The organism is Nodularia sp. LEGE 04288 (genome assembly GCF_963896525.1).
Taxonomy (GTDB): Bacteria; Cyanobacteriota; Cyanobacteriia; order Cyanobacteriales; family Nostocaceae; genus Nodularia.
This window is the reverse complement of sequence record NZ_CAWQOY010000033.1, coordinates 32,849-55,820: the sequence shown is the minus strand read 5'-3', so window position 1 is coordinate 55,820 and position 22,972 is coordinate 32,849. Positions and strand designations below refer to the sequence as shown.

18 protein-coding genes and 1 pseudogene are annotated in these 22,972 nt (G+C 41.0%); 13 read left to right on the top strand and 6 right to left on the bottom strand.

Features of this window, described 5'->3' with window-relative positions:
* Positions 1 to 657: 657 nt before the first annotated feature.
* A pseudogene (locus AACX33_RS03020) lies at positions 658 to 1,716 on the top strand (transposase); the annotation flags it as partial.
* Here AACX33_RS03020 and AACX33_RS03015 read toward each other — a convergent pair.
* Positions 1,691 to 2,077, bottom strand: coding sequence for a hypothetical protein (locus AACX33_RS03015; protein ID WP_228048877.1), 387 nt, complete (start codon positions 2,075 to 2,077; stop codon positions 1,691 to 1,693). The pseudogene AACX33_RS03020 and the gene AACX33_RS03015 overlap by 26 nt on opposite strands.
* A gap of 434 nt (positions 2,078 to 2,511) precedes the next feature.
* On the opposite strand from AACX33_RS03015, the gene AACX33_RS03010 reads away from it, so the two are divergent.
* The 5 genes from AACX33_RS03010 (at position 2,512) to AACX33_RS02990 (ending at position 9,050) form a co-directional block, all read left to right on the top strand.
* Entirely contained in the window at positions 2,512 to 5,922 is a 3,411-nt protein-coding gene (locus AACX33_RS03010) for a phycobilisome rod-core linker polypeptide (RefSeq protein WP_193999005.1), read from the top strand.
* Positions 5,923 to 6,276: 354 nt separating this feature from the next.
* Positions 6,277 to 6,762 carry an allophycocyanin subunit alpha gene (gene apcA, locus AACX33_RS03005; RefSeq protein ID WP_089091414.1) on the top strand — a complete coding sequence of 162 codons (486 nt, stop codon included), beginning with the start codon at positions 6,277 to 6,279 and terminating at the stop codon, positions 6,760 to 6,762.
* Between the two features lie 69 nt (positions 6,763 to 6,831).
* Positions 6,832 to 7,317: an allophycocyanin subunit beta gene (gene apcB / locus AACX33_RS03000; protein WP_193999007.1), complete on the top strand. Its 486-nt coding sequence runs from the start codon at positions 6,832 to 6,834 to the stop codon at positions 7,315 to 7,317.
* Between the two features lie 224 nt (positions 7,318 to 7,541).
* Positions 7,542 to 7,748, top strand: coding sequence for a phycobilisome linker polypeptide (locus AACX33_RS02995; protein WP_193999009.1), 207 nt, complete (start codon positions 7,542 to 7,544; stop codon positions 7,746 to 7,748).
* 147 nt (positions 7,749 to 7,895) lie between these two features.
* Entirely contained in the window at positions 7,896 to 9,050 is a 1,155-nt protein-coding gene (locus tag AACX33_RS02990) for a glycosyltransferase family 4 protein (RefSeq protein WP_193999011.1), read from the top strand.
* On the opposite strand, the gene AACX33_RS02985 is transcribed toward AACX33_RS02990, so the two are convergent.
* Positions 9,017 to 10,243: a glycosyltransferase family 4 protein gene (locus tag AACX33_RS02985; RefSeq protein ID WP_228048880.1), complete on the bottom strand. Its 1,227-nt coding sequence runs from the start codon at positions 10,241 to 10,243 to the stop codon at positions 9,017 to 9,019. The genes AACX33_RS02990 and AACX33_RS02985 overlap by 34 nt on opposite strands.
* Positions 10,244 to 10,384: 141 nt before the next feature.
* Between AACX33_RS02985 and AACX33_RS02980 the strand changes: the two genes are divergently transcribed.
* From AACX33_RS02980 to AACX33_RS02960, 5 genes are all read left to right on the top strand, one after another.
* Complete coding sequence (locus AACX33_RS02980) at positions 10,385 to 11,290, top strand: hypothetical protein (protein ID WP_193999013.1); 906 nt, start codon at positions 10,385 to 10,387, stop codon at positions 11,288 to 11,290.
* Complete coding sequence (locus AACX33_RS02975) at positions 11,287 to 11,958, top strand: hypothetical protein (protein ID WP_193999015.1); 672 nt, start codon at positions 11,287 to 11,289, stop codon at positions 11,956 to 11,958. Before AACX33_RS02980 ends, AACX33_RS02975 begins: the two co-directional genes overlap by 4 nt.
* 3 nt (positions 11,959 to 11,961) lie before the next feature.
* Entirely contained in the window at positions 11,962 to 12,570 is a 609-nt protein-coding gene (locus AACX33_RS02970) for an FHA domain-containing protein (protein WP_193999017.1), read from the top strand.
* 81 nt (positions 12,571 to 12,651) lie between these two features.
* A complete protein-coding gene (locus tag AACX33_RS02965; protein ID WP_193999019.1) occupies positions 12,652 to 13,671 on the top strand; it encodes a UDP-N-acetylglucosamine--LPS N-acetylglucosamine transferase in 1,020 nt (339 codons plus the stop codon).
* A 46-nt stretch (positions 13,672 to 13,717) separates the two neighbouring features.
* Positions 13,718 to 14,914 (top strand): FtsW/RodA/SpoVE family cell cycle protein, encoded by a 1,197-nt coding sequence (locus AACX33_RS02960; RefSeq protein WP_193999020.1) that lies wholly within the window; start codon positions 13,718 to 13,720, stop codon positions 14,912 to 14,914.
* A gap of 5 nt (positions 14,915 to 14,919) precedes the next feature.
* On the opposite strand, the gene AACX33_RS02955 is transcribed toward AACX33_RS02960, so the two are convergent.
* Positions 14,920 to 15,408: a GNAT family N-acetyltransferase gene (locus AACX33_RS02955; protein ID WP_193999022.1), complete on the bottom strand. Its 489-nt coding sequence runs from the start codon at positions 15,406 to 15,408 to the stop codon at positions 14,920 to 14,922.
* Between the two features lie 568 nt (positions 15,409 to 15,976).
* On the opposite strand from AACX33_RS02955, the gene AACX33_RS02950 reads away from it, so the two are divergent.
* Positions 15,977 to 16,894 (top strand): hypothetical protein, encoded by a 918-nt coding sequence (locus AACX33_RS02950; protein WP_193999024.1) that lies wholly within the window; start codon positions 15,977 to 15,979, stop codon positions 16,892 to 16,894.
* A gap of 221 nt (positions 16,895 to 17,115) precedes the next feature.
* Here the strand turns inward: AACX33_RS02950 and AACX33_RS02945 are convergent, their stop codons facing one another.
* From AACX33_RS02945 to patD, 3 genes are all read right to left on the bottom strand, one after another.
* Entirely contained in the window at positions 17,116 to 18,750 is a 1,635-nt protein-coding gene (locus tag AACX33_RS02945) for a dipeptide ABC transporter ATP-binding protein (protein WP_193999026.1), read from the bottom strand.
* Between the two features lie 265 nt (positions 18,751 to 19,015).
* Entirely contained in the window at positions 19,016 to 19,801 is a 786-nt protein-coding gene (locus tag AACX33_RS02940; RefSeq protein WP_193999028.1) for an Rpn family recombination-promoting nuclease/putative transposase, read from the bottom strand.
* 142 nt (positions 19,802 to 19,943) lie between these two features.
* Positions 19,944 to 20,297: a heterocyst frequency control protein PatD gene (gene patD, locus AACX33_RS02935; protein WP_193999030.1), complete on the bottom strand. Its 354-nt coding sequence runs from the start codon at positions 20,295 to 20,297 to the stop codon at positions 19,944 to 19,946.
* A gap of 282 nt (positions 20,298 to 20,579) precedes the next feature.
* On the opposite strand from patD, the gene AACX33_RS02930 reads away from it, so the two are divergent.
* On the top strand, positions 20,580 to 22,850 hold the full coding sequence (locus tag AACX33_RS02930; RefSeq protein ID WP_193999032.1) for a RelA/SpoT family protein: 2,271 nt from the start codon (positions 20,580 to 20,582) through the stop codon (positions 22,848 to 22,850).
* The last annotated feature ends 122 nt before the right edge of the window (positions 22,851 to 22,972 follow it).

Here is a 22,972-nt window from a genome sequence, read left to right as displayed (position 1 = left end):
TGTCTGTTGTTTTGTAAACTTAATTTACTTTTTACTTTTTTAAGGATGGAGAACAATGCAAAGAATAACTGTGGCATCATCAAACATCGCCTCTATAGGTTACGATGCAGACAATCAAATACGTTGTGTTACTATTGGGTCTTTATTTTGAAAAAGTGATAAATGATCTGTATCTAATATATATAAGTTAGCCACTAGAAATTATTCTCTACATTATTTTTTGTGCTGGCTCGATGACGCTGACGAAGATGAAAGGCTTTCGTGACATCGTTAGCATCAGTCAGTCCTAATTCTTCAAGCTCATTATCAATTTCATTAATGAAGTTTTGATGATATTCCTCCATTTGTAAATCAATTTACTTTCGGCTTCTTCTATACTCACATCTTGCACCTTCCAAAGAAACACGGTAAAAGCAAATAAATGGTGAAAAAATGTAACACAAAAAAGAAGGACAGCCCTAAGTAATATGTAGTAATTAATAAAACTAGCTTTGGATAAAATTACATACATATATACTGAATTTAAACTAAGCACAAAATGTCAGGATGAGGCTCCACCTCCTTACACCAGTGGCAGGTTTTCAAATTTCTTAGCGTTTAGGGTCAAAAATATGAGAAAAAGGGCGTTAAATATACTTTACTAACAAAGCAAGAACAATGCTTGCCCACGCCCAAGAACTAGTCTACACTCTCAAAGAATTGATGCCTACCCAGTACCAGAAACAAAACCTAGAAGCAATGCTAGGATTATTTTTGGAAGCAAAAGGACATCCATTGCCAGAACACTGTAAATCTAAGTCTGCCAGTGCGTTAAGTCGGTTTTTAAATATCAATGCCTGGTCAACACGAGAAATGATTCGTACTGTTCGCCGCCAAGTATTGGAGGTAGTTCTCAAGACTTTATCTGAATCAAGTCCAGGACGTAGACCTTTTTTACAGGTAATTGTTGACCTGACAACTCTAGAAAAGCGCGGAAAATTCACAGAGTTTGAACATTTAATTTCTGTTTATAACGGAAAACGGGGTTTACATCTGGTGGTACTGTATTTGGTAGTTGGAAGATGGCGAATACCTTGGAGTTTCCGTGTATGGAGGGGTAAAGGGACTCCATCACAAGCGCAGTTAGGGCTGAGGCTAATCAAGGGTTTACCAAAATTACTGACAAAGTATTTTCGGGTAAACATTTTAGCTGATACAGCTTTTGGTAGTATAGAGTTTCTTGAGGGTATACGTAAACTTCAATATCATGCAATTACGGGTTTAGCTGTTAATCGTAAATTAGTCGATGGTAGAGTTTTAAGACATTTACACAAACAAGGACAACAGGTACGTTTAGTTGGATTAAAGTTCCCTGTGACCGTAGCTTGGTATTATCTTAAGCGTGATAAAGGAAAGCTAGAAAAGCGTTTTGTTTTGTCCACTAGACCCATTAAAGCTTCTACTCTTAAGTGGTGGGGTAAACGACGCTGGCAAATAGAAGGATGGTTTAAAACTGCAAAGCACCGTTTCGGTTTACATCGTTTTGGTCAAAGCACGATCTTAGGAATGTATCGCTGGCTTATCCTTTCTTTTCTTGCCTATCTTATCACCCATTGGATCTATCTTGACACTCAATTAGCATTACCACTTGATTGGGGAGATGCTGCACAAACAGCAAGAGAATTACTTTTTCCACAAATAGTTGTGTCGCTTATTTTACTTGATATTGAGCGTTTAATTCCCCTTGCTCGTAGTTGCGGTTTTGACATCCATGTTTCCAGGTGCAAGATGTGAGTATATAGCTAATTACTTCATCAAAAAGAGGATTATCTTTGTGCATTCCTGCAAATTTTATCCAAGGATTTTCTGATGGAGGCGCTGCAATTTCTAGAGTAACTATCTTGGCGGTTTCTAACCGAGTTTGCAAACTTTGGCTGAGTTTTTCTATAGCTTCTGTTTCTGTATTTCCTGAACCTTGACAGTCTGGTAAACCTAACAATGTGGCTTTAACTGTATTATCTGGGTGATTTTCAATCAGCACATCATGAGTTAACTTAGGCGCAATTGTGGAAAGAGAATTTTTTACAGATAAAATCATAAGATTTTTCATCTCTCGATTTGTTCTGTGATGATCAGGCGATCGCACAACTAATGCTAATTTATCTTGAGAAAGCTTCTGTCTCTGGTTATCTCGCTGATTAAATCAGATAAATATTAAATTATATTAAAAATCACTACGTTTACTACAAAGTGTGCTGGTAATTTTGTAACTAGATGATACAAAACAATAGTTAATTTTCGCCCAGAGGGAATATGTACTTATTCCGGCGAACTCATTTAGATTGCAGATTCTACATACTTCTTAATATTCCAACAGAGAAACCGCAAAACGTTTTAATCTAAAAGCTAACTGAGTTAATTTACTGGCAGTTTTGCAGGCAGCATTCTTAGTCCATGATCACACCGATGTGTCAAGCCCCAAAACTACCCAGATTTAACACATAGATAAATTAAAGGAGTTTTACAAATTTAATGAGCGTTAAAGCAAGTGGTGGAAGCTCCGTTGCGCGTCCGCAACTATATCAAACTCTGACTGTGGCGACGATTTCCCAAGCCGAGCAGCAAGACCGCTTTTTGGGAAACGGTGAACTCAGCGAACTAGCCAGCTATTTTGCATCTGGTGCAAAGCGTCTGGAAATTGCTCAGATGCTGACGGAAAACTCTGAGATCATCGTATCTAGGGCTGCTAACCGGATTTTTGTCGGTGGCTCGCCAATGGCTTTCTTAGAAAAGCCTCAAGAACGAGAACTAGCTATGGCTACGGCTGGGGCTACGGCTGAGGGAACTGTCACAGAAGGCATGAAACTAGGAACTGTCACCTACGTTGAAAGTCGTGGTGGATTTCTAGAAAATTTACGTTCAATATTTAACTCGTCTCCTGGTGGCCCGACACCTGCTGGTTTTAGACCAATCAATGTCGCCCGTTATGGCCCAAGCAACATGGCCAAGAGTTTACGGGATTTATCCTGGTTCTTGCGTTATGCAACTTATGCAATTGTGGCGGGTGACCCCAATATCATCAGTGTGAACACACGGGGTTTGCGGGAAATCATTGAAAATGCTTGCTCTGGTGAAGCCACCTTGGTCGCTTTGCAGGAAATTAAAGCAGGATCACTTTCCTATTTCCGCAAGGATGCTGAGGCTACAGAAATTGTGTCTCAGTACATGGATGTTTTGCTGAATGAATTCAAAGCACCCACACCTTCTAACAAAGTCCGTCAACGTCCCTCTGGCGACCAACAAGGACTACAACTGCCACAAATCTACTCTGTAGCAGCAGAACGTCGTCCTAAGTTTGCGATGAAGCCTGGTTTGTCAGCCAGTGAAAAAATCGAGGTTGTGAAAGCAGCCTATCGGCAACTTTTCGAGCGTGACATTACCCGTGCTTATAGCTTGTCGATTTCTGATTTGGAATCTAAGGTGAAGAATGGCGATATCTCCATGAAGGAGTTTGTCCGTCGTCTCGCTAAATCTCCCCTTTACCAAAAACAGTTTTACCAGCCATTTATTAACAGCCGAGTTATCGAACTAGCTTTCCGTCACATTTTGGGACGGGGACCAAGTAGCCGTGAAGAAGTGCAAAAATACTTTGCGATTATTTCTAACGGCGGTTTACCAGCTTTGGTTGATGCTTTGGTGGATTCTGACGAATACGGCGATTACTTTGGCGAAGAAACAGTTCCCTATTTGCGTGGTTTGGGTCAAGAAGCCCAAGAATGTCGTAACTGGGGACCACAGCAAGACCTGTTTAATTACAGTGCGCCTTTCCGCAAAGTCCCTCAGTTTATTACGACTTTTGCGGCTTACGATCGCCCACTACCAGACCAACATCCATACGGTTCTGGTAATGACGCGTTGGAAATCCAATTTGGGGCAATTTTCCCGAAAGAAACTCGCAACCCCAGCAGCCGACCAGCACCTTTTGGTAAGGATACCCGCCGGATCTTGATTCACCAAGGGCCTGGTATTAATAACCAACTGAGTAATCCGAAGGCGCGGGGTGAATTCCCTGGTTCTTTAGGACCAAAGGTGTTCCGATTGGATCAAGTTCCTTCGACCCTCAGCAGAAAGGGTGGTAAGGGTGTCAGCGTCAAATTCTCGGAAAGCTCTACCCAAGCGGTAATTAGAGCGATTTACCTGCAAGTCTTTGGTCGTGACGTTTACGAAGGTCAACGCCTGAAGGTGGCAGAAATTAAGCTGGAAAACGGCGAAATTACTGTACGGGAGTTTGTCCGCATTTTGGCGAAGTCGGATTTATTCCGCAAGATGTACTGGACATCTCTGTATGTTTGTAAAGCGATTGAGTATATTCACCGCCGCTTGTTGGGTCGTCCTACTTACGGTCGTCAAGAAAACAACAAGTATTTTGATCTTGCTTCTAAGAAGGGCTTCTATGCAGTTGTAGATGCCATTCTGGACACCACAGAGTACAGCGAGGCATTTGGTGAAGATACAGTGCCTTACGAACGGTATTTGACTCCGGCTGGTGTGTCGTTGCGACAATTGCGAGTTGGTAGTATCCGCGAAGATGTGGGTGCGGCGAAGGTTACAAAAGTCGAAACACCACGCTTTGTAGAACTGGGTACGGTGACTGAAAACCGCTCAGAACCTGATATCCAATTCCGGATTAATCAAGGTGTTACCAAGAAGCGCGAACAAAGCAAAGTCTTTAAGCTGGTGGCAAATACTAGCAATAAAGTTGCGGTAAATACTTTGATTAGTGCTGCTTATCGTCAGATTTTTGAGCGTGATGTTGCACCTTACATCCTCAAAAATGAATTCACAGTTTTAGAAAGCAAGCTGGGGAATGGCGAAATCAGCGTTAAGGAATTTATTGCTGGTTTGGGTTACTCCAGTCTTTACCTGAAAGAATTTTACACACCTTATCCCAACACCAAGGTGATTGAGTTGGGAACGAAGCATTTCTTGGGACGTGCGCCTCTAGACCAGGCTGAAATCCGCAAGTATAACCAGCTGTTGGCTACTCAAGGGATTCGGGCTTTTATTACTGCGATGGTGGAAAGTGCGGAATATGGCCAAGCCTTTGGTGAGGATACGGTTCCTTACCGTCGCTTCCCAACTCTACCTGCGGCTAATTTCCCCAATACTCAAAAGCTTTACAACCAACTCACCAAGCAAAATGTTGATGTAGTTGTGCCTAGCTTTGAGACTGTGAAGCCCCGGATTGCGTCTGTGAATACGCCAATTTTAGCGAAGGCGATCGCAGATTTGGCAGCCCAAGCCAAGGCTATCGACAAGACCAAGCCGTTGTTCATTGAGTTGGGTCGTTCCTTCAATGATGGTCGTGGTCAGTCTGTGGAAGTAGGTGTAGGTACAAGCCGCCGCAAACCTGCACGGATTCACCGCCTGACTTTAGGTGGAAATCAAGCAGAGAAGCAACAGGTAATTAATGCTGCTTACTGTCAAGTGTTGGATATATTTAGCGGTCAAGTTCCCCAAGACTTCCGCCGTTCTAACTTAGACAGCAAACTGCGGAACGGGGAAATTTCTGTCCGCGAGTTTGTTAGAGAGTTGGCTAGTTCCGAAATCTACCGGAAACGGTTCTATACGCCTTATCCCAACACCAAGGTGATTGAGTTCCTATTCCGTCACCTATTGGGACGCGCACCAGCCACACAAGGCGAAATCCGCCAATATAACAAGTTGCTGGCTGATAGCGGTTTAAAGGCTGCTGTAGAGGCAATTGTGGATAGTGCAGAGTATGCGCGCTTCTTCGGTGAAGATGTAGTGCCTTATCCTCGCTACCCATCACTACCAGCTGGTAACTACCTCGGTAGCGTCCAAGCTGCGGCTGACTTGGTGAAACAATCTTGGTCTAGTTTGTCACCTGCTGTACTGACAGGCCGCCCAAGCGATCGCTAAAAACTAGAAACTAGGGACTAGGGACTAGGGACTAGGAAATTTTTTTCCCTGCTCCCTGCTCCCTCTAATAACCCTAATTCCCTTGTTTAATAACCCTTTCAGGCAAAAAATGGCTGTTAAATCTGAAAATTAATATTACAAAGTATTAAGAACAGTCATAAATGCTCAACAGAATGCCGGAAAATGTTTTGCGGAAGGTAGTTGAGTTTTCTCACAAACTCGTCAGGCGATAGCTATAGCAATTATGCAATTGTTGTCTCTAAAACGGCGAAAAAACAAAGCTACTGCCAAACAAATTTAAAACGCACCAGTTTCTTCAAATTCTGGTTTCATTAGTACTGGAGGAATCCATTAATGAGTATCGTCACGAAGTCCATCGTGAATGCTGATGCAGAAGCCCGCTACCTTAGCCCCGGCGAACTGGATCGGATCAAAAGCTTTGTTTCCGGTGGTGAACGTCGCCTCCGCATCGCGCAAATTTTGACCGAAAACCGCGAACGCATTGTTAAGCAAGCTGGTGATCAGTTGTTCCAAAAGCGCCCTGATGTTGTTTCTCCTGGTGGAAACGCTTACGGCCAAGAAATGACCGCTACTTGTCTGCGCGACCTAGACTACTACCTCCGCCTTGTCACCTACGGAATTGTTTCCGGTGATGTTACCCCCATCGAAGAAATCGGTGTTGTGGGTGTGCGTGAAATGTACAAGTCCCTCGGCACTCCTATTGATGCTGTGGCTGGTGGCGTTAACGCGATGAAGAATGTTGCTGCTACCTTGCTGTCTGCTGAAGACTCTGGTGAAGCTGGCGCTTACTTCGATTACCTAGTCGGTGCGATGCAGTAAGCTGAAGCTCTTTTTACTTCTGCTGAAACATAAGTATTGCAAAAAGGTTGGAAATAAGGAAATAACGACATGCAAGACGCAATTACCTCTGTCATTAACGCTTCAGACGTTCAAGGTAAATACTTGGATACTGCGGCTCTAGAAAAGCTCAAAGGCTACTTCGTAACTGGTGAACTACGCGTGCGCGCTGCTACAGCTATTAGTGCTAACGCAGCTGCGATCGTCAAAGAAGCAGTAGCTAAGTCTTTGTTATACTCTGACATCACTCGTCCCGGTGGTAATATGTACACCACCCGTCGCTATGCTGCTTGCATCCGCGATTTGGACTACTACCTACGTTATTCTACCTACGCTATGCTAGCTGGTGATCCTTCGATCCTAGACGAGCGCGTATTGAATGGCTTGAAAGAAACCTACAACTCCTTGGGTGTTCCCGTAGGCGCTACTGTACAAGCTATCCAAGCTATCAAAGAAGTAACCGCTAGCTTAGTTGGCCCTGATGCCGGCAAAGAAATGGGCGTTTACCTAGACTATATCTCCTCTGGCTTGAGCTAAGAGTTAGTTTGCACTGAATACATTCGGTGCGGCTTTATTAAGGTCTGGAAATCAATTATGAGTGTTAGAACGTTCTATTGCTTATATTGTGAGTGTGAGCGGTCTAGTATTGATAGTCGATTTCCAGACTTGGAGTGATTAATTTAAATATTTGCATAGAATATACACTCCCACTTTTGTTTGTAATAAAAAACTTTTCACAATCACCGTAGGAGATTTAAGATATGGCTCGTTTGTTTAAAGTTACTGCTTGTGTCCCCAGTCAGTCCCGCATTCGTACTCAAAGAGAGTTGCAAAATACTTACTTCACCAAGCTAGTTCCTTACGAAAATTGGTTTCGCGAACAGCAACGCATTCAAAAAATGGGTGGCAAAATTGTGAAGGTAGAACTAGCAACTGGTAAGCAAGGTACTAATGCTGGGTTGTCGTAATTAATATATAACGAACATCATTCTAGGGAGTTGTCAAGAGGTCAGGGTAGACCTCTTTTTTGTTGGCTTTATATTGGATAGGAATAATTAAACGCGGATAAACGCGGATAAACGCGGATAAATTAAAATTGTAAAATCGAAATTTGCATGAAGCGTCTTTTATTAATTACAGAACGGTTTGCACCAGATTTAGGAGGTTTGGCTAGTAGTGCTACACGTCTTGTAACTACGCTTTGCCAATTAGATATAGAAGTTGATGTTGTTACTTGGAGTCGTTATTTACAACCAGGGGAAGTTTTACCCCCGGAAATTTTAGGGGCTAAATATCGAGTGTATCGTATAGGGTTGTACCGTCATTGGGATATGACGATGCCTCATACTTTGAATTTTTTGGATTGGTTGCAGCAGACTCGTGGGTATGATGCTGTTTGGGGTCATTATCTTTTTCCTAGTGGTTTTTTGGCTAGCTGGTTTGCTGGACTGCAAAAAATCCCCTCTACTGTTAGTGCTAGAGGTAATGATATCGACCGCGAAATGTTTCCCCCTGGAGATTTTGCCCGTCTGCAATGGACGTTACAACACGCTAATGTGATTACGGCTGTAAGTGCTGAGATGTCTCGCAAAATTCAGTTACTGAGTGGGCGAGATGATGTGTTGGTACTAAAGAATGCGGTAGATACAAATATATTTTGTTTGTCGAAGTCAGGTGATATTACACGGGAGAAGTTAGGAATTGCGCCTGATGAGGTTGTTTTGGGGTTTTGTGGGGAGTTGCGGGAAAAGAAAGGACAGCAATTTCTGTTAAATGCTTTGACAACGGTTCGCAGTCAGCGTCCAGCTTGTTTGTTAATTATCGGTGAGGTTCGGGCTTCTCAGGAATCTATACTACAAGTTTATAAAACTCAGCAGCCAGAAAATGCCCAGCGAATTATAGTTACTGGACATTTATCTAATTCTGGGTTGGTGGCTGAATATCTCCGGTTGTGCGATATTTATCTCCAGCCTTCCCTGTGGGAGGGAATGCCAAATGCGCTACTAGAGGCTATGGCTTGTGGTTGTTGCTGTATTGCTAGTGATGCTGGTGGAATTCCAGAGGTGATTTTACATGGTGAAAATGGTTTTCTGTTGCCTCGTTCTCAGTTACATAAGCTAGGTGAGGCGGTGTTGGAATGTTTGACTATGCCGGGAGAACAGAAAAATGGCATTGTTCAAGCAGCAGGCGATCGCATTCTCAATGAATATTCTATAGCTCAAGAGCAACAACGACTTCAAATTTTACTTAATCGTTTGATGCCCAATTGAGCATAAGCAGCCGTTAAAGCTGCACCAGCAAATTTCCAAGTATATTTCTCTTCAATGCGCTGGCGGGCATTTTGGGCGAGTTGGGTAGCTAATTTCGGGTCATGGTGTAACTGCAATACGGCATCTTTAATTGCTTTAGCTGAACCTGGTTTGACTAATAAAAAATGTACTTTGTCTTCGCCTAGTTCGCCGACTACAGGCAAATCACTAGCAATTACTGGGATTCCCGTAGCCATACCTTCTAAAATCTTTAGGGGACAACAACCTTGAACTAAGTTGCGATCGCTAGGCATTAATGGTGCCAAAATAATATCTGAAGCGTGGATATGTTGAACTAACTGTGTTTGTGATGTGGGTTCTAAAATAGTTAGTTTATTTTCTACCCCTAACTTTAACGCCAGCTGCTTTAATTTTTTAATTTGATCCTCTCTAGCTTGTCCAATCACTGTTAAACAAGCAGGAATATCTTTATTTACTAATTCTAAAGCTTCTATTGCTAAATTTACACCTTGCCAGGGCGAAAGCGTACCAAAATAGATCATTTGTAAACAGCTATCCTGATTCATCACAGGTAAGATATTCAGTTCACAATGATGATTATAGGTAAACACATCTAAATCTACACCGTTGGGAATCACGCGAATTTTATGGGGTGAGACATTCCGACTTTGCAAATATTCAGAGGTGGTACTACTAGGTGTGATAATTAAATCGGCTGCTGTTAAACAAATTTGTTCTTGGGTATGTAATTTGTGCAGTAGTTCTCGATCATCGATAACACCAGGATAACGATATTTTAGTTCTATGGAAGGTAAACCATTGACTTCAAAAACTAATTGCTCACAATATTGCTGTTTATTAAGTGCTATGACAAAACCTTCATAAATTGAACGAATATGAATGGCTGTAAATTGGCGACCTTGCAACCATCCCCGCAGCGACGTTTGAAAATACAAAACTCTAGAAATCAAATTACCACCGACAGCCGGTAACATTGTCTGCATCACTTGCGGGAATATTTGATCATTATCTATCTGTTCTGCTGTAGGAGAAACAGTGACTAATTGGATATTGCCAAAAGCTGCGGCTAAAGCCTGAGAAAATGCGGCAATATGAATGGACGCACCCTTTGGTGCTGGTACAACATCAAAGGATATATAGGCTAATTGGGGTTTATTGATAACTTGATTCATATATATGTAAATACCTCATTGACACTGGATTTTTTACTTTGTTATACTGACAACAATTTATATTGGTCTATCTCATATATTTTTTGTTGAAAAATAATTTAACTAAACTTAATTAAATGAATTGAAGGAGCGCAGATTGAAATGCCTATTGAATTACAGAAGCTACGCAAACATTCAATTTATGAAGACACAGCACTTTTGGACAGTGTTACAACTGATTTAGATGATATAGTAGCACTTTCTCAATTAGCAGAAATCAAGCAAAATAAATTTGGCAAACAAGCAATTTATTATTTTGCAGGAGCCGCAATTGTAGGTATTATCAGCTTTGGTCTATCTGGTATAGCATCTGGGTTACTAAATGTAGTAGCTTTTTTGTTCAATCTGGGTTTAGTTGGTTTAGTTATAGCCTGGATTTATGCGTTAGTAATGATGCTTAAATTTAGGAGATTAAATGTAATTAATTATCGATATCATCTCACGCGGCAACTTATAGAAATGCTGGCTAGAGATTTAGACGTAAAAGAATTATTTCATTTACAATTATCTTTTAAAAAAGGTGAAAGTAATGAGAATAAAACCAATACTATAGATCATCCCTATAAGAGTGGATGGAAGATAGATATTTATGAAAATCAGTGGTTAAACATGAGAGGACGATTTTTAGATAAAACTCGCTTTGTGTTAACTATTACTGGATTATCTAAAAAACAATATGGTTGGAAACGAGGCAGCAGTGGCAAAAATAAATACAAATCTAAAGTTAAATCAGGGGGATTAGATATCAATCTCAATTTAATATATCCTCAGCGCCGCTATGGAGCTATAAAAGTTTTACAAAATGAGGTTAAGGAGGCGATAAACATTCCAACATTCTCTTTTCTGCGAGGGTTAAAAGTGACAGATAAATCTATGAATTTGACTGTGAGACTTGATCCACAGCTTGCAGAAAGTCAAGAAAAAATATATCAAACAATTGTCGCCATGTTTTTAAGTCTTTATCAAGTCTTGAATTTGGCAAAAATGCTTTCTAAAGAAACTGTATGAAGCATATAATTGGTAAAATATTAACTCTAGGATTGTTAATTACTGCACTTTTAAGCTGTAGTAGCAACCCCACAAAAGATGAAATTTCTCAACAAAATACTCAACCAACAGCCGTTACGACAACTAATGTTGCTAACCGAACTGAAAAAATTAAGTTTAAAACAGAGTTTGGCGCAGACTTATTTTCTCTCAAACAACAAGCTAATGGTGCAAAATTAGTTGATGGTAATGATCAAGAATTAGCCAGAATAAGAGAAAATACTCCGGAAAAACTGAAAATCGAAAATGCTTCTGAGAAAGTTTTGGGTTATGTATTTAGGGAAAAAAGCCAGTGGAAGCTAGAAAATTCCGAAGAAAGTCAAGTTTTATATACTCTCAAACGGCAGAATGATGGTCACTATATCCTAGAGGATGGTACTAATAAAGAAATTTATCAAATTAAGTTGCAAAATAATGGTTGGGAGATTAATGCACCAGACCAAAGCTTGCTTTATCATATCAGGATTCGAGATGGTAAAACTTCTTTGAGAGGTTCATCTGCAACTACGGTTTTTTCTACAAGGTCTGAGATTTCACCCATTGCATTTGCTTGTTTTGGTTTGGATGTTCTCACTCGCGAACAACAAGCTGCTTTAGCTTATGCTGTAAATTTAACAGGAGGAAAGTAAAAGTTGCAAATTCAGCTTTCTTGGATAGACCCAAATACAGAAGAACGCCGAGAACCATTATTCACAACTCCAGTGGCTATTGGCAGAAAATTCGAGGAAATGCCAGCAGAAATCAATGGGGAACTAGTTTCGAGACTGGTGATTCCAGATGATTTAGTGGCAGATTATCATGTTTTAATTACCAGTAAAAATCAGCAGTTAATTGTAATTGCCCAAAATCAAAATATGGGGATGAAAATTAATGGGTTACAGAAAAATAATGGTAGTTTGAACGATGGCGATCGCCTGCAAATTGGTAGCTGTGAAATTGTGGTAAACTTGGCAGCAACAACTGTCTGCGATCGCATGGTAGGATTTCTGTTTAAACGCCGCTGCGATCGCACTGATCATACTGGTTGTCCCTACTGTGATCAGTCTTATGAAGAGGACTATGCCTTTTATGCCGATTATGGCAATTATCGCTCTGGAGGCTGGGGTAATACCTACTATGATCAGCGTGATTGCTATTTCTATGACCACTACACTGGCAATGTCAACTTTACAGAAGCTGATGCTGTTAGTTTTGAACGGGAAAGTGATGCTGATTTTGAATATGATATGGGGGCAAGTTGAAGCAATGAGTTAAGATAATTAACCACAGATAAACAGGGATTTTATCTAATTGAAAATTTTTAACTTATTTACTTTTGACTATTGAATAAAACTTGGTTAATTTATGCCCTCGGTGGCGGTTGGGGACATTTAACTCGTGCTTTATCTTTGGGTAGAATTGCCGCAAAATATAGAAAGGTCAGGGTTATTACAAATAGTCCTTATGCACAGCAAGTCAGTAATGAGGGATGTTTAATAGATTGGATTCCCGATGACGCTGGTTTTTCGGCAACTTGTATAAAGGTACGAGAAATTTTACTCAGCATAGACTATGATTGCTTAATTGTTGATACCTTTCCCAGAGGTTTAGGCGGTGAGTTAGCAGATATTCTGCCGCAGTTACACTCTATTCCCCGAATTTTAATTCATCGGGATATTAATCCCCAATATATTATTGCCAAGAATTTACGGGATTTTGTAGCGGCTAATTTTGATTTGGTGATTGTACCGGGAGAAGGTACAGATTTAGGTTTGTGTGATTTGCCTACTGTACAGTACACAGCACCTTGGTTGATTCGCAATGCTGAGGAATTACCTGAGAGAGATACCACGCGATCGCCGGAGGCGGGGCTTTGCCCATCGCTTATCCTCAGAGTGGATAAATTTGTGAAAATCATCCTAGTCTGTGCAGCCGGCACAGCATCAGAGTTAGATATTTTTAGTCAACTAGCGCTGCGACTGCATGAAGCTTTTCCCGAATGTGCTGTGAGAATTTTAGCCGCTAATTGTCCGGTAAATTGTCCGGAAAGCTTATGGATATCTCACCATCCGGGTATTGAATGCCTCGCTGCGGCTGATGTAGTTGTAGGTGGGGGGGGATACAATACAGTTTATGAATGTGCCGCTGTGGGTGTACCTTTAGTAGCATTAGCTTTTCCACGATTGTACGATCGCCAAGAAAAGAGAGCTAGTAAAAGTTATTATGTTCAAAATATTGAACAAGCGATCGCTACTGTGAGAATTTTGCTAAACCCAGTAAAAACAGCAAAAAAGCAGTCTGCGTCAGCTTATATTAACGGTGCTGTGCAAGCAGTGCATCAAATTATGAGTTATAAGTTGTGAGTTATGAGTTTTACTTCTAACTTTGAATTTATTACTGTACCGAATCGTGAATCTACGTCGCCTGATTCCAATTTTTGATGATTCCGTCTCCACCTGGGCCTTAGAGGCGCGGTTGTTACGCTGGTTAACATTCGTTTGGCTGTTTGTCGGATTAATTATGCTGTTTTCAGCATCCTATCCCGTGGCTGAAGCCCGTCAAGCAGATGGATTGTATTATTTTAAGCGCCAACTTGCTTGGGTTTTCTTTGCCCTGATTGGATTCAACATAATTGTAAATCTTCCCTTACGGAAAATTTTGGGTAAGACTCATTGGTTTATCGCGCTGTTTTTGCTGTTAATCTTCGGAACATTGATACCAGGAGTCGGTAGAAAAGCTTTTGATGCAGCACGTTGGATAGCCATTGGGCCAATTCCCCTACAACCTTCAGAATTAATTAAACCCTTTTTGGTGCTGCAAAGTGCGCGGCTGTTTGGACAGTGGGAAGGTTTGAGTTGGCCAGTTCGCTTCGCTTGGTTAGGTATTTTTGGTTTAGTAATTTTAGGAATTTTGGTACAGCCTAACTTAAGTACAGCCGCACTCTGCGGTATGACTATTTGGTTAATTGCCTTAGCCGCTGGATTACCTTACAAATATTTGGGAGGAACAGCATTCGGGGGGCTAATGTTAGCAGTAATCAGTATTAGCCTCAAAGAGTATCAACGCAAGCGTGTAATGTCATTTCTCAATCCTTGGGCTGACTCTACAGGTGATGGCTACCAGTTAGTACAAAGTTTGCTAGCAGTAGGTTCTGGTCAAACTTGGGGGGCTGGGTTTGGACTTTCTCAACAAAAGCTGTTTTATTTACCAATTCAGGACACCGATTTTATTTTTGCCGTGTTCGCTGAAGAATTTGGCTTTGTTGGCAGTATGATCATGTTGATTATTTTAGCTTTATTCGCCACACTAGGATTAATCGTGGCATTAAAGGCTAAGAATATAGTCTATCGACTAGTAGCCATTGGGATCACCACTGTGATTATCGGACAATCATTGCTACATATTGCCGTTGCCACAGGTGCATTACCCACCACAGGCTTACCCTTACCCATGTTTAGTTATGGTGGTAATTCCATGATTTCCAGCCTAGTGAGTATGGCTTTGCTGATTCGGGTAGCCCGCGAAAGTAGTGAAGCGGAGGTAGTACCATTGCGAAAACCCCAGTCTGAGAAATTTCGTCAGCGCCGGATGTTGCAGAAAAAGTAAAAACCCTAGATTCGCAGTCCCATAATTATTAAATCCCGTTCTACACCATCAAGTTCTGCAACTTGCGGTAAATATCCCCACTGTTGAAATTCAAATTTGGCAAACAGGTTTAAACTGGGTTGATTGTGGGCAAAAATAAAGCCCAAAAGCGTTTTTATTCCTAAATTTGGACTTTCGCTAATTGCTTGGGCTAGGAGTTGTCCGCCTAAACCACATCGATGAACAGATGAGGCAATATAAATACTTATTTCGGCAGTAGAATCATAAGCTGGCCGCCCATAAAATGATTTAAAACTCAGCCACCCCACAACTATACATTCTTTTTCTATCACCCAGAGTGGTCGTTGTAAAGGCGATCGCCCTTGAAACCAAGCAAGGCGACTTTGTACAGAAACTGGTTCTAAATCAGCTGTCGCCTTGCGGCTGGGAATGGCTGCATTATAAATTGCCACTATTGCAGGTAAATCAGTTTCATTCGCATGGCGGATAGTCATTGCTGCCGTTTGGGAGAAAATACTTAAAATAATAGCAAAGGAATCAAATTTACGGTTAATCTTGCACAAATACAGTCAGTTTGTTTATTTATCTCTATTTTTAATGATGCCACAGCACCAAACACCCTGATTTGTTTATCCTCTTTCCCAATTTAGTCAGTATGCATTTATCTGTGTTCATCTGTGTACCCTGTGGGTAGCCGCTAACGCCTCTACATCTGTGGATGATTCAACCGGAGTTTTGATTTATTCACAGTTCATCCTAGAGAAACAGATAGATATCTGATATTAGGAATAATCAATTAAATATTTTTTCAAATTATATATAACTCTGCCATCAGGTTTCCTAGTTTTCTCGGTACAAATTTAGCTGCGTCCATCTTGGTATTCGTAAATTGTTGACGATTTTAGCAGAATAAATATATTGGCGAAAATTTGTAGCCATCACTACAAAAAAATGTTGTTAATTTCAACCTATTCAATATCTGATTTGCACTAAAGATAGAGGTCGTTTCTATTAGCTATATCTAGGATTAATGTAGCCTAGAACATTCAAGCCTAGATTTTTATGTCTAATAATTTAGTTGAAAATCCGGAAATTTCTGAAGACAACAGTGAGCAAGATTCGACTTTAGAATTAGAATTTGCCGTGTTTATCAGTAAATTTAAAACTGGTATTTGGCTGTTAGGCATTCCCGCTTGGATTTACGGAATATGCGATAGGAGTTTGGACGCATTTACTGATGGTTATTTATCTAGTCTAGAATTTTTCCATCTCTTGACTACAACCTTGTTTTTTTGCAGTTGGCTGTATTTAAAACCTGATGTTAAAGATAAGCAATTCCAGGAAAATTTATGTCCAATGCAAACAAATAAGTTTGCCTTAAAAAAGCGACATATGATTAGCCAAGAGTATATTTTACCTTTTCCTTACCTTTGCCAAATTTATCATCTGTTGAACTTAAAACATTTAGAAACAGTTCATAACTTCAGCTTAAATAACTTGAAGATTCTCAATGTTAGCCATTTTCAGCCCACAAATATCGGTGGAATCATCAAATTTCAAACAATTTTAGATTCTCCAGCTAATCCTTTGAGAATTTGGAGAAAACCCATTGTAGAGGTGGATTTAATCTTACACACTCCCCATACAATTGAATTGAGTATTCCAGTTTACAATCAAAAAAGAATAATTGTTATATTTCAAGCTTTTCCATTGACGGATAAGGAACATCAGTTATTTATAGATATTTATAGTGATCTAAATTGGCCGAAACCCTTACTGCAAATCTTGTTGCATTTTGCTTCTTGTTTGACATTGTTTGAAGATTTACCCTATTTACGCAACTTAGCTGACACGAATATTGAGCGTTTATTCAAATTAAGTAAATTTTCTAATAATGCAAGTACGCTACTCTTTAAAAGATTTGTTGAGCTTTATGGAACCAGTGGAAACACAGCTAAATTAATTGAAGGAAATAATTAAATCTGTGAAACCTCACCCCAACCTTCTTCTGAATAAGGAGCTACGGTTTACACAGAAGTCGGTAAATTCTCGTTTGTGTCATAAGATCCCACCCCTAGCCCCTCCCCGCAAGCGAGGAGGGGAACCGGATTTACAGTGAAATTCGGTTTTTAGGCCTGGAAACCCTTTTTGGATCAGGATGTGTGTACACGGTAGGAACAAGGAGAGGGAGGATGAATATTCTAAGCACGCGCTAGTAAAGGTGCGGCTGCTAGTAAAGTTTTAGTGTAGGTATGTTGAGGATTGCTAAAAATCTGCTTTGTCGTACCCAGTTCTACAATTTGACCACTATGCATCACGGCAATGCGATCGCACAAAAACCGCGCTAACCACAAATCATGAGTAATAAACAAGTACGTTAATTCAAATTCTACTTTCAATTCTAACATTAAATCTAGCACTTGTGTCTGGACACTGGCATCTAACATACTCACAGGTTCATCACAGATTAACAGTTTAGGACGAGTAATCAAAGCACGAGCGATCGCCACTCGTTGCTGCTGTCCCCCAGACAAATCCGCTGGATAACGTTGATAATAAAGTTCTGGTGGCGTTAATCCCACTTTTTCCAACATCCATAAAACTTGTGATTTCGCCTTGTCTGCATCAGCCAAATTGTGGATAAATAATGGATCAGCGATACTTTGTCCCACTGTCATCACCGGATTCAGACAAGCATGGGGGTCTTGAAAAATCATTTGCATTTGTCGCCGGGAAGCGCGAATTGCTTGGGGCGATAAAGTCGTTAATTCCTGTCCTAAAAATTCAACTTTGCCAGCCGTAGGACGAATCAGTTGTAATATTGTCCTAGATAGAGTACTTTTACCACAACCTGATTCCCCAACTAATCCGAAAATCTCCCCTTGATAGAGTTCTAAATTAATTCCATCTACCGCTTTAATTGTTTCCCCTGGCTTTTTCCATAGTTTTTCGATAAAATTTGGTTCTATAGTGTAATGTTGCTGCAATTCGGTAATCCGCAATATGGGTGATTGGGAAGTTTCTTCCCTAGTTCCCTCATCCACGGCTTGAATATGCAAAGCTGCTTTTAATAGCGATCGCGTATATTCATGTTGAGGTTCTCTCAATACAGTTTCAGTCGCACCCATTTCTACCATTTTGCCCTGATACATCACACCGATGCGATCGCAATATTCTCCCACCATCGCTAAATCGTGAGAAATCAATAACAACGCCATATTTTCTTCACTACATAGGCGGGTTAATTCTTGTAAAATCTGCGCGGAGACAGTGACATCTAAACTGGTGGTGGGTTCATCAGCCACAATTAACTTAGGATTGAGAAGTAAAGCCAAAGCGATCGCTACCCGTTGACGCATTCCACCGCTAAACTCATGAGGATACTGAGACCAACGACTTGCTGGAATATTCACTTTTTCCAAAGTTGCGATCGCTATTTCCTTCGCTTCTTTGGTGGATAATTTTGGTGAATGGGCTTGAAGAGTTTCAATGCAATGCTTACCAATAGTCATCAACGGATCAAGCCGTGTCATGGGATCTTGAAAAATGAGTGCGATCGCCTCTCCCCGAAATTTCCGCAACTGCCCAGGCATCAAATCAAACACCGATTCACCCTGAAATGTCACCCGCCCCTCAACGCGACTAGAAGGGGGTAACAAGCGCATTGCAGCCCTTCCTAGAGTTGATTTACCACAACCCGACTCACCCACCAAACCCATTCTTTCCCCAGGTTGTAAAGTCAAAGATACATCATCAACTGCCCAACTTACCGCTTCTTCTTGAGGCTGAGGATAAGCAACACGCAGATTTTCTATACAAAATAAAGCTTCATTCATATATTTATTAGTTGTCAGCCGTGAGATACCATTTGGGATAATCAGTTTAAATTTCCGCCAGTCTATTAGATTAACTCCCCAATGCGGATTAGGGACATCCAAAGAAAAATACTCAACTACCTAACGCAAAAAAACTCTCAAAACATCCAGTTCCCCTCCTCGCTTGCGGGGAGGGGCTAGGGGTGGGGTTTTATGACACAAAAGAAAGAGAATTTCCCGACTTTTGTCTACCGTAGCCAGCAAAGGGGACAGTGAAAAACGAAATTTAAGAATTGTCTCCCAAAGCCTTTCTAATTGTTTCAGTATCCAATTCTAATAATTCTGCTATCTCCTGAATGCTGAGTCCCCGTTGCACAAGCTTGGGCAAAATATTTAATTTGGCTTTTATTTCCCCTTCTTCTTTTGCTTCTTGATAAACTCTAGTTTCTTTCAGCAAGTTTAAATTCAGCATGGATTCTATTTCCTCGCGGCTTAAATTAGGAAACTTGTAGACAACGATTGTCTCTATAAATTCTATAACTTTTTTTTGGATGAGAGTATCTGTCAATTCCTCCCTAGCTTTTTCAATGAGAGTTTTGGCGAGTTCTTCAGCTTTGTTTTCATTCTCTACAACTAAGCGAACAATTCCTACTCCCAGAGAATTATTTGGTAAATCTTCGAGTTCGTCCAGGTAAAAGCGACGCAGATGAGGTGACAACAAAGAACGATAACGCAGGGGATAGCTACGTTCATTACTGCGTTTGTCATAGATAACTATTGCCAACCAATCAGGGTTAAGTGGTTGATACTGGGTGAAATAAAGGAAAATACTGGTAAAAAGTCGATCATAAAATTCCTCGTCTTTGTAAAACTGAATTTCTACAAAGTACAGTGGTTGATTAGGGAATGTTTCCAGGGGAGAAAATAACCCATCTAATCGAAAGCTTTTTTGTTTAATTTCTGGTGCGCTAAACTCATAGGTATTAGTGTTCGTATCAGGCGCACCAATAATTTCAAAGAAAATATGGGGGAATTCTTTAAATATTTCGTAGAAAATTGCATCTGTTTTCATGATTAAGAATTCCTAAATATCCCCACATTTTATCTCCCAAACTCTTCCCCACTCCCCATTCCCCAACTTGTTACAAAAATAACTGTCAATTGCCAGTCGAAAATGAGATGATGTAAGAACTCAAGCAAAAGGTAAAGAATTGTTATTTTTCCTCCTCCGGTTCTTGTTGGAGAATAGCTTCACAGTATTGAATGAGAGTAGTCAGGCGATCGCTGATCGTCTTCAGCCTCCCTTCGGCCGTCGATGCTTGCCGCGATCCTTGGAAAAACATGACATCAATTTCCAACAAGCGCAACTGCTTACTAATTTCCGTCCGATAGGATTGTACCCGCGAACTTCCTTCAGGCAAAGGAATAATCTGCTGCCGAAACATTTGCTGCAACAAGGATACACCCTTTCGCAGATTAGGTGCGGTTACTTCGGTAGCGGTGGTATCAGAACGTACTTGCTCTAGCAAAGTTGCTAGTGTCTGATATTTCTCAAGATTTAGAGACATTCAGTGCTAGTTAAGATAGTATTAATGTCAAGAAAATTATCTTTTACAATAAAGTTTCTCAACTTCTTATTAAAAAGCATAAGCCTCAAATTACTCTTTGAGGTTTTATTTGCCATAAATGGAATTTTCAACCTATGATTTTTTAATCCCGGTATGGATAATTACCATAGGTAATTAGAAAATCATTTTCATTTCTGCTTGCAGATAGCATTTTCTGTCCATAATGCTATCCATTGCGTTCATTTCTCACTTAATCTACCGATCACCTTTAATTCTTATTGTATGAGCAGCATACTGATAAATTCCACAACCGATCTCGCTCTTCCGGAATGGCTGATCAAATGCTTAAGAGAATCTTCAGCATATAAGGGCGAAGCCGAAGAACACCGAAAATATAGTGATGCCGTCTTAATTGGTCAGGCATTTGAATTTGCTTATCAACTGCATGAGGGACAGTACCGCAAATCGGGTGAACTATATATTAGTCATCCCGTTGCTGTAGCTGGATTGCTGCGAGATTTGGGGGGCAGTCCTGCTATGATAGCAGCTGGATTTCTTCATGATGTAGTTGAAGATACAGATGTCACAAGCGAAGATATAGAATCACGCTTTGGGCCAGAAGTCCGGCAATTGGTAGAAGGTGTCACCAAGCTGTCTAAAATAAATTTCACCAGCAAAACCGAAAGCCAAGCGGAAAACTTCCGGCGGATGTTTTTGGCTATGGCGCAGGATATCCGGGTAATTGTGGTGAAACTGGCAGACCGTTTGCATAATATGCGAACTTTACAATATATGTCAGAATCCAGCCGCCGTCGCAGCGCTCAAGAAACCAGAGATATATTTGCCCCCTTAGCAAATCGCTTGGGAATGTGGCGGATAAAATGGGAATTGGAAGACTTGTCTTTCAAATATCTGGAACCAGAAGCTTTTCGCCAAATGCAGGAACACGTTTCCGAAAAACGGACGGCGCGAGAAGAGAAACTGGCGAAAACTACAGATATGTTGCGAGAGCGTTTGCAGCAAGCCGGCATTCACTGTCATGATATTAGTGGTCGTCCCAAGCACCTTTATAGCATTTATCAAAAAATGCAAAGGCAGCAAAAAGAATTTCATGAAATTTACGATTTGGCTGCCCTGCGGATTATAGTCCAGACCAATGAAGAATGCTATCGGGCTTTGGCAGTAGTTCATGATGCTTTTCGCCCGATTCCCTCTCGATTTAAGGATTACATTGGATTGCCCAAGCCTAACCGATACCAGTCGTTGCATACTGGAGTGATTGGACTGACTGGCCGTCCTTTGGAGATTCAAATTCGGACTGTAGAAATGCATCATGTCGCTGAATATGGGATTGCAGCCCATTGGAAGTACAAAGAAACAGGTGGTTCTACTAGCCAGTTGACAAATGCAGATGAAAAGTTTACTTGGTTAAGACATCTGCTGGAATGGCAAAGTGATCTCAAGGACGCTCAAGAATATCTTGATAGTGTCAAAGACAATCTATTTGAAGATGATGTCTATGTCTTCACCCCAAAGGGGGATGTTGTACCTTTAAGCCCTGGTGCTACGTGTATAGATTTTGCTTATCATATTCATACGGAAGTCGGCAACCACTGTGCAGGGGCGCGGGTGAATGGTCGCATGGTACCTTTGTCAACGGGGTTGCAAAATGGCGCGATTGTCGAGATTATTACCCAAAAGAACAGCCATCCCAGTTTGGATTGGTTGAACTTTGCCAGGAGTTCGGCTGCGAAGTATCGGATTAAACAATGGTACAAGCGATCGCGCCGCGATGAAAATGTAGCTCGTGGACGAGAATTATTAGAAAAGGAACTGGGTAAAACAGGTTTTGATAACTTGCTGAAATCAGAAGCCATGCATATCGTGGCGGAAAAGTGTAATTACCACAGCACGGAAGATTTACTCGCAGGTTTGGGTTACGGTGAAATTACTCTCAACCTAGTGCTAAATCGCTGGCGAGAAGTAGCTAAAGGACAACAACCTGCTAACGTTATTCCTTTATTTCCCGGAAAAGAACTACCAACCACATCAAAAACTGTCCGCGATGCGCCTCCCCACAGCACACGTCCTTGTGATTCACCCATTATCGGCGTAGAAGGTTTGGTGTATCACTTAGCTGGGTGTTGTACCCCAATAGCTGGTGAACCAATTATTGGTGTGGTAACAAGAGGTAGAGGAATTTCTGTCCATCGCCAAGGGTGCAATAATTTAGAGACTGTGGAGTATGAGCGCTTAGTACCAGTAAGTTGGAACTCAGCCACCGAACATATCAGCCGTCCCCACACTTACCCAGTGAATGTGCAAATCGAAGCCCTTGACCGTGTGGGAGTATTGAAGGATATTTTATCCCGGTTGAGTGACCAGGGGATCAATGTGCGTCATGCACAGGTGAAAACTTCCATTGGTCAACCAGCGTTGATTGATTTAGGAATAGATATACGCGATCGCTTACAACTAGAGCAAGTATTTACTCAAATCAAGAAAATGAGCGACATTTTAAACATCCGTCGCCTTGGTCAAATTGACGAATAGTAGGGAAACAAAAAACACAGTGTTTCTTACTTGGGAGGGTGTGTTATGGGCTAATGTCCTAACGCACCTAGATTTAACTGTGGAGCCAATCCAAAATCCAAAATTCAAAATCTAAAATTCTC

Excerpts from the sequence above, each read along its gene's own strand:
- patD (WP_193999030.1), bottom strand. The coding sequence starts at position 20,297 with ATGTCTCTAAATCTTGAGAAATATCAGACACTAGCAACTTTGCTAGAG.
- AACX33_RS02980 (WP_193999013.1), top strand. The coding sequence starts at position 10,385 with ATGCCTATTGAATTACAGAAGCTACGCAAACATTCAATTTATGAAGAC.
- AACX33_RS02955 (WP_193999022.1), bottom strand. The coding sequence starts at position 15,408 with ATGACTATCCGCCATGCGAATGAAACTGATTTACCTGCAATAGTGGCA.
- AACX33_RS02990 (WP_193999011.1), top strand. The coding sequence starts at position 7,896 with ATGAAGCGTCTTTTATTAATTACAGAACGGTTTGCACCAGATTTAGGA.
- AACX33_RS02945 (WP_193999026.1), bottom strand. The coding sequence starts at position 18,750 with ATGAATGAAGCTTTATTTTGTATAGAAAATCTGCGTGTTGCTTATCCT.
- apcB (WP_193999007.1), top strand. The coding sequence starts at position 6,832 with ATGCAAGACGCAATTACCTCTGTCATTAACGCTTCAGACGTTCAAGGT.
- AACX33_RS03010 (WP_193999005.1), top strand. The coding sequence starts at position 2,512 with ATGAGCGTTAAAGCAAGTGGTGGAAGCTCCGTTGCGCGTCCGCAACTA.
- AACX33_RS02975 (WP_193999015.1), top strand. The coding sequence starts at position 11,287 with ATGAAGCATATAATTGGTAAAATATTAACTCTAGGATTGTTAATTACT.
- AACX33_RS02995 (WP_193999009.1), top strand. The coding sequence starts at position 7,542 with ATGGCTCGTTTGTTTAAAGTTACTGCTTGTGTCCCCAGTCAGTCCCGC.
- AACX33_RS02930 (WP_193999032.1), top strand. The coding sequence starts at position 20,580 with ATGAGCAGCATACTGATAAATTCCACAACCGATCTCGCTCTTCCGGAA.
- AACX33_RS02940 (WP_193999028.1), bottom strand. The coding sequence starts at position 19,801 with ATGAAAACAGATGCAATTTTCTACGAAATATTTAAAGAATTCCCCCAT.
- AACX33_RS02985 (WP_228048880.1), bottom strand. The coding sequence starts at position 10,243 with ATGAATCAAGTTATCAATAAACCCCAATTAGCCTATATATCCTTTGAT.
- apcA (WP_089091414.1), top strand. The coding sequence starts at position 6,277 with ATGAGTATCGTCACGAAGTCCATCGTGAATGCTGATGCAGAAGCCCGC.
- AACX33_RS02950 (WP_193999024.1), top strand. The coding sequence starts at position 15,977 with ATGTCTAATAATTTAGTTGAAAATCCGGAAATTTCTGAAGACAACAGT.
- AACX33_RS03015 (WP_228048877.1), bottom strand. The coding sequence starts at position 2,077 with ATGATTTTATCTGTAAAAAATTCTCTTTCCACAATTGCGCCTAAGTTA.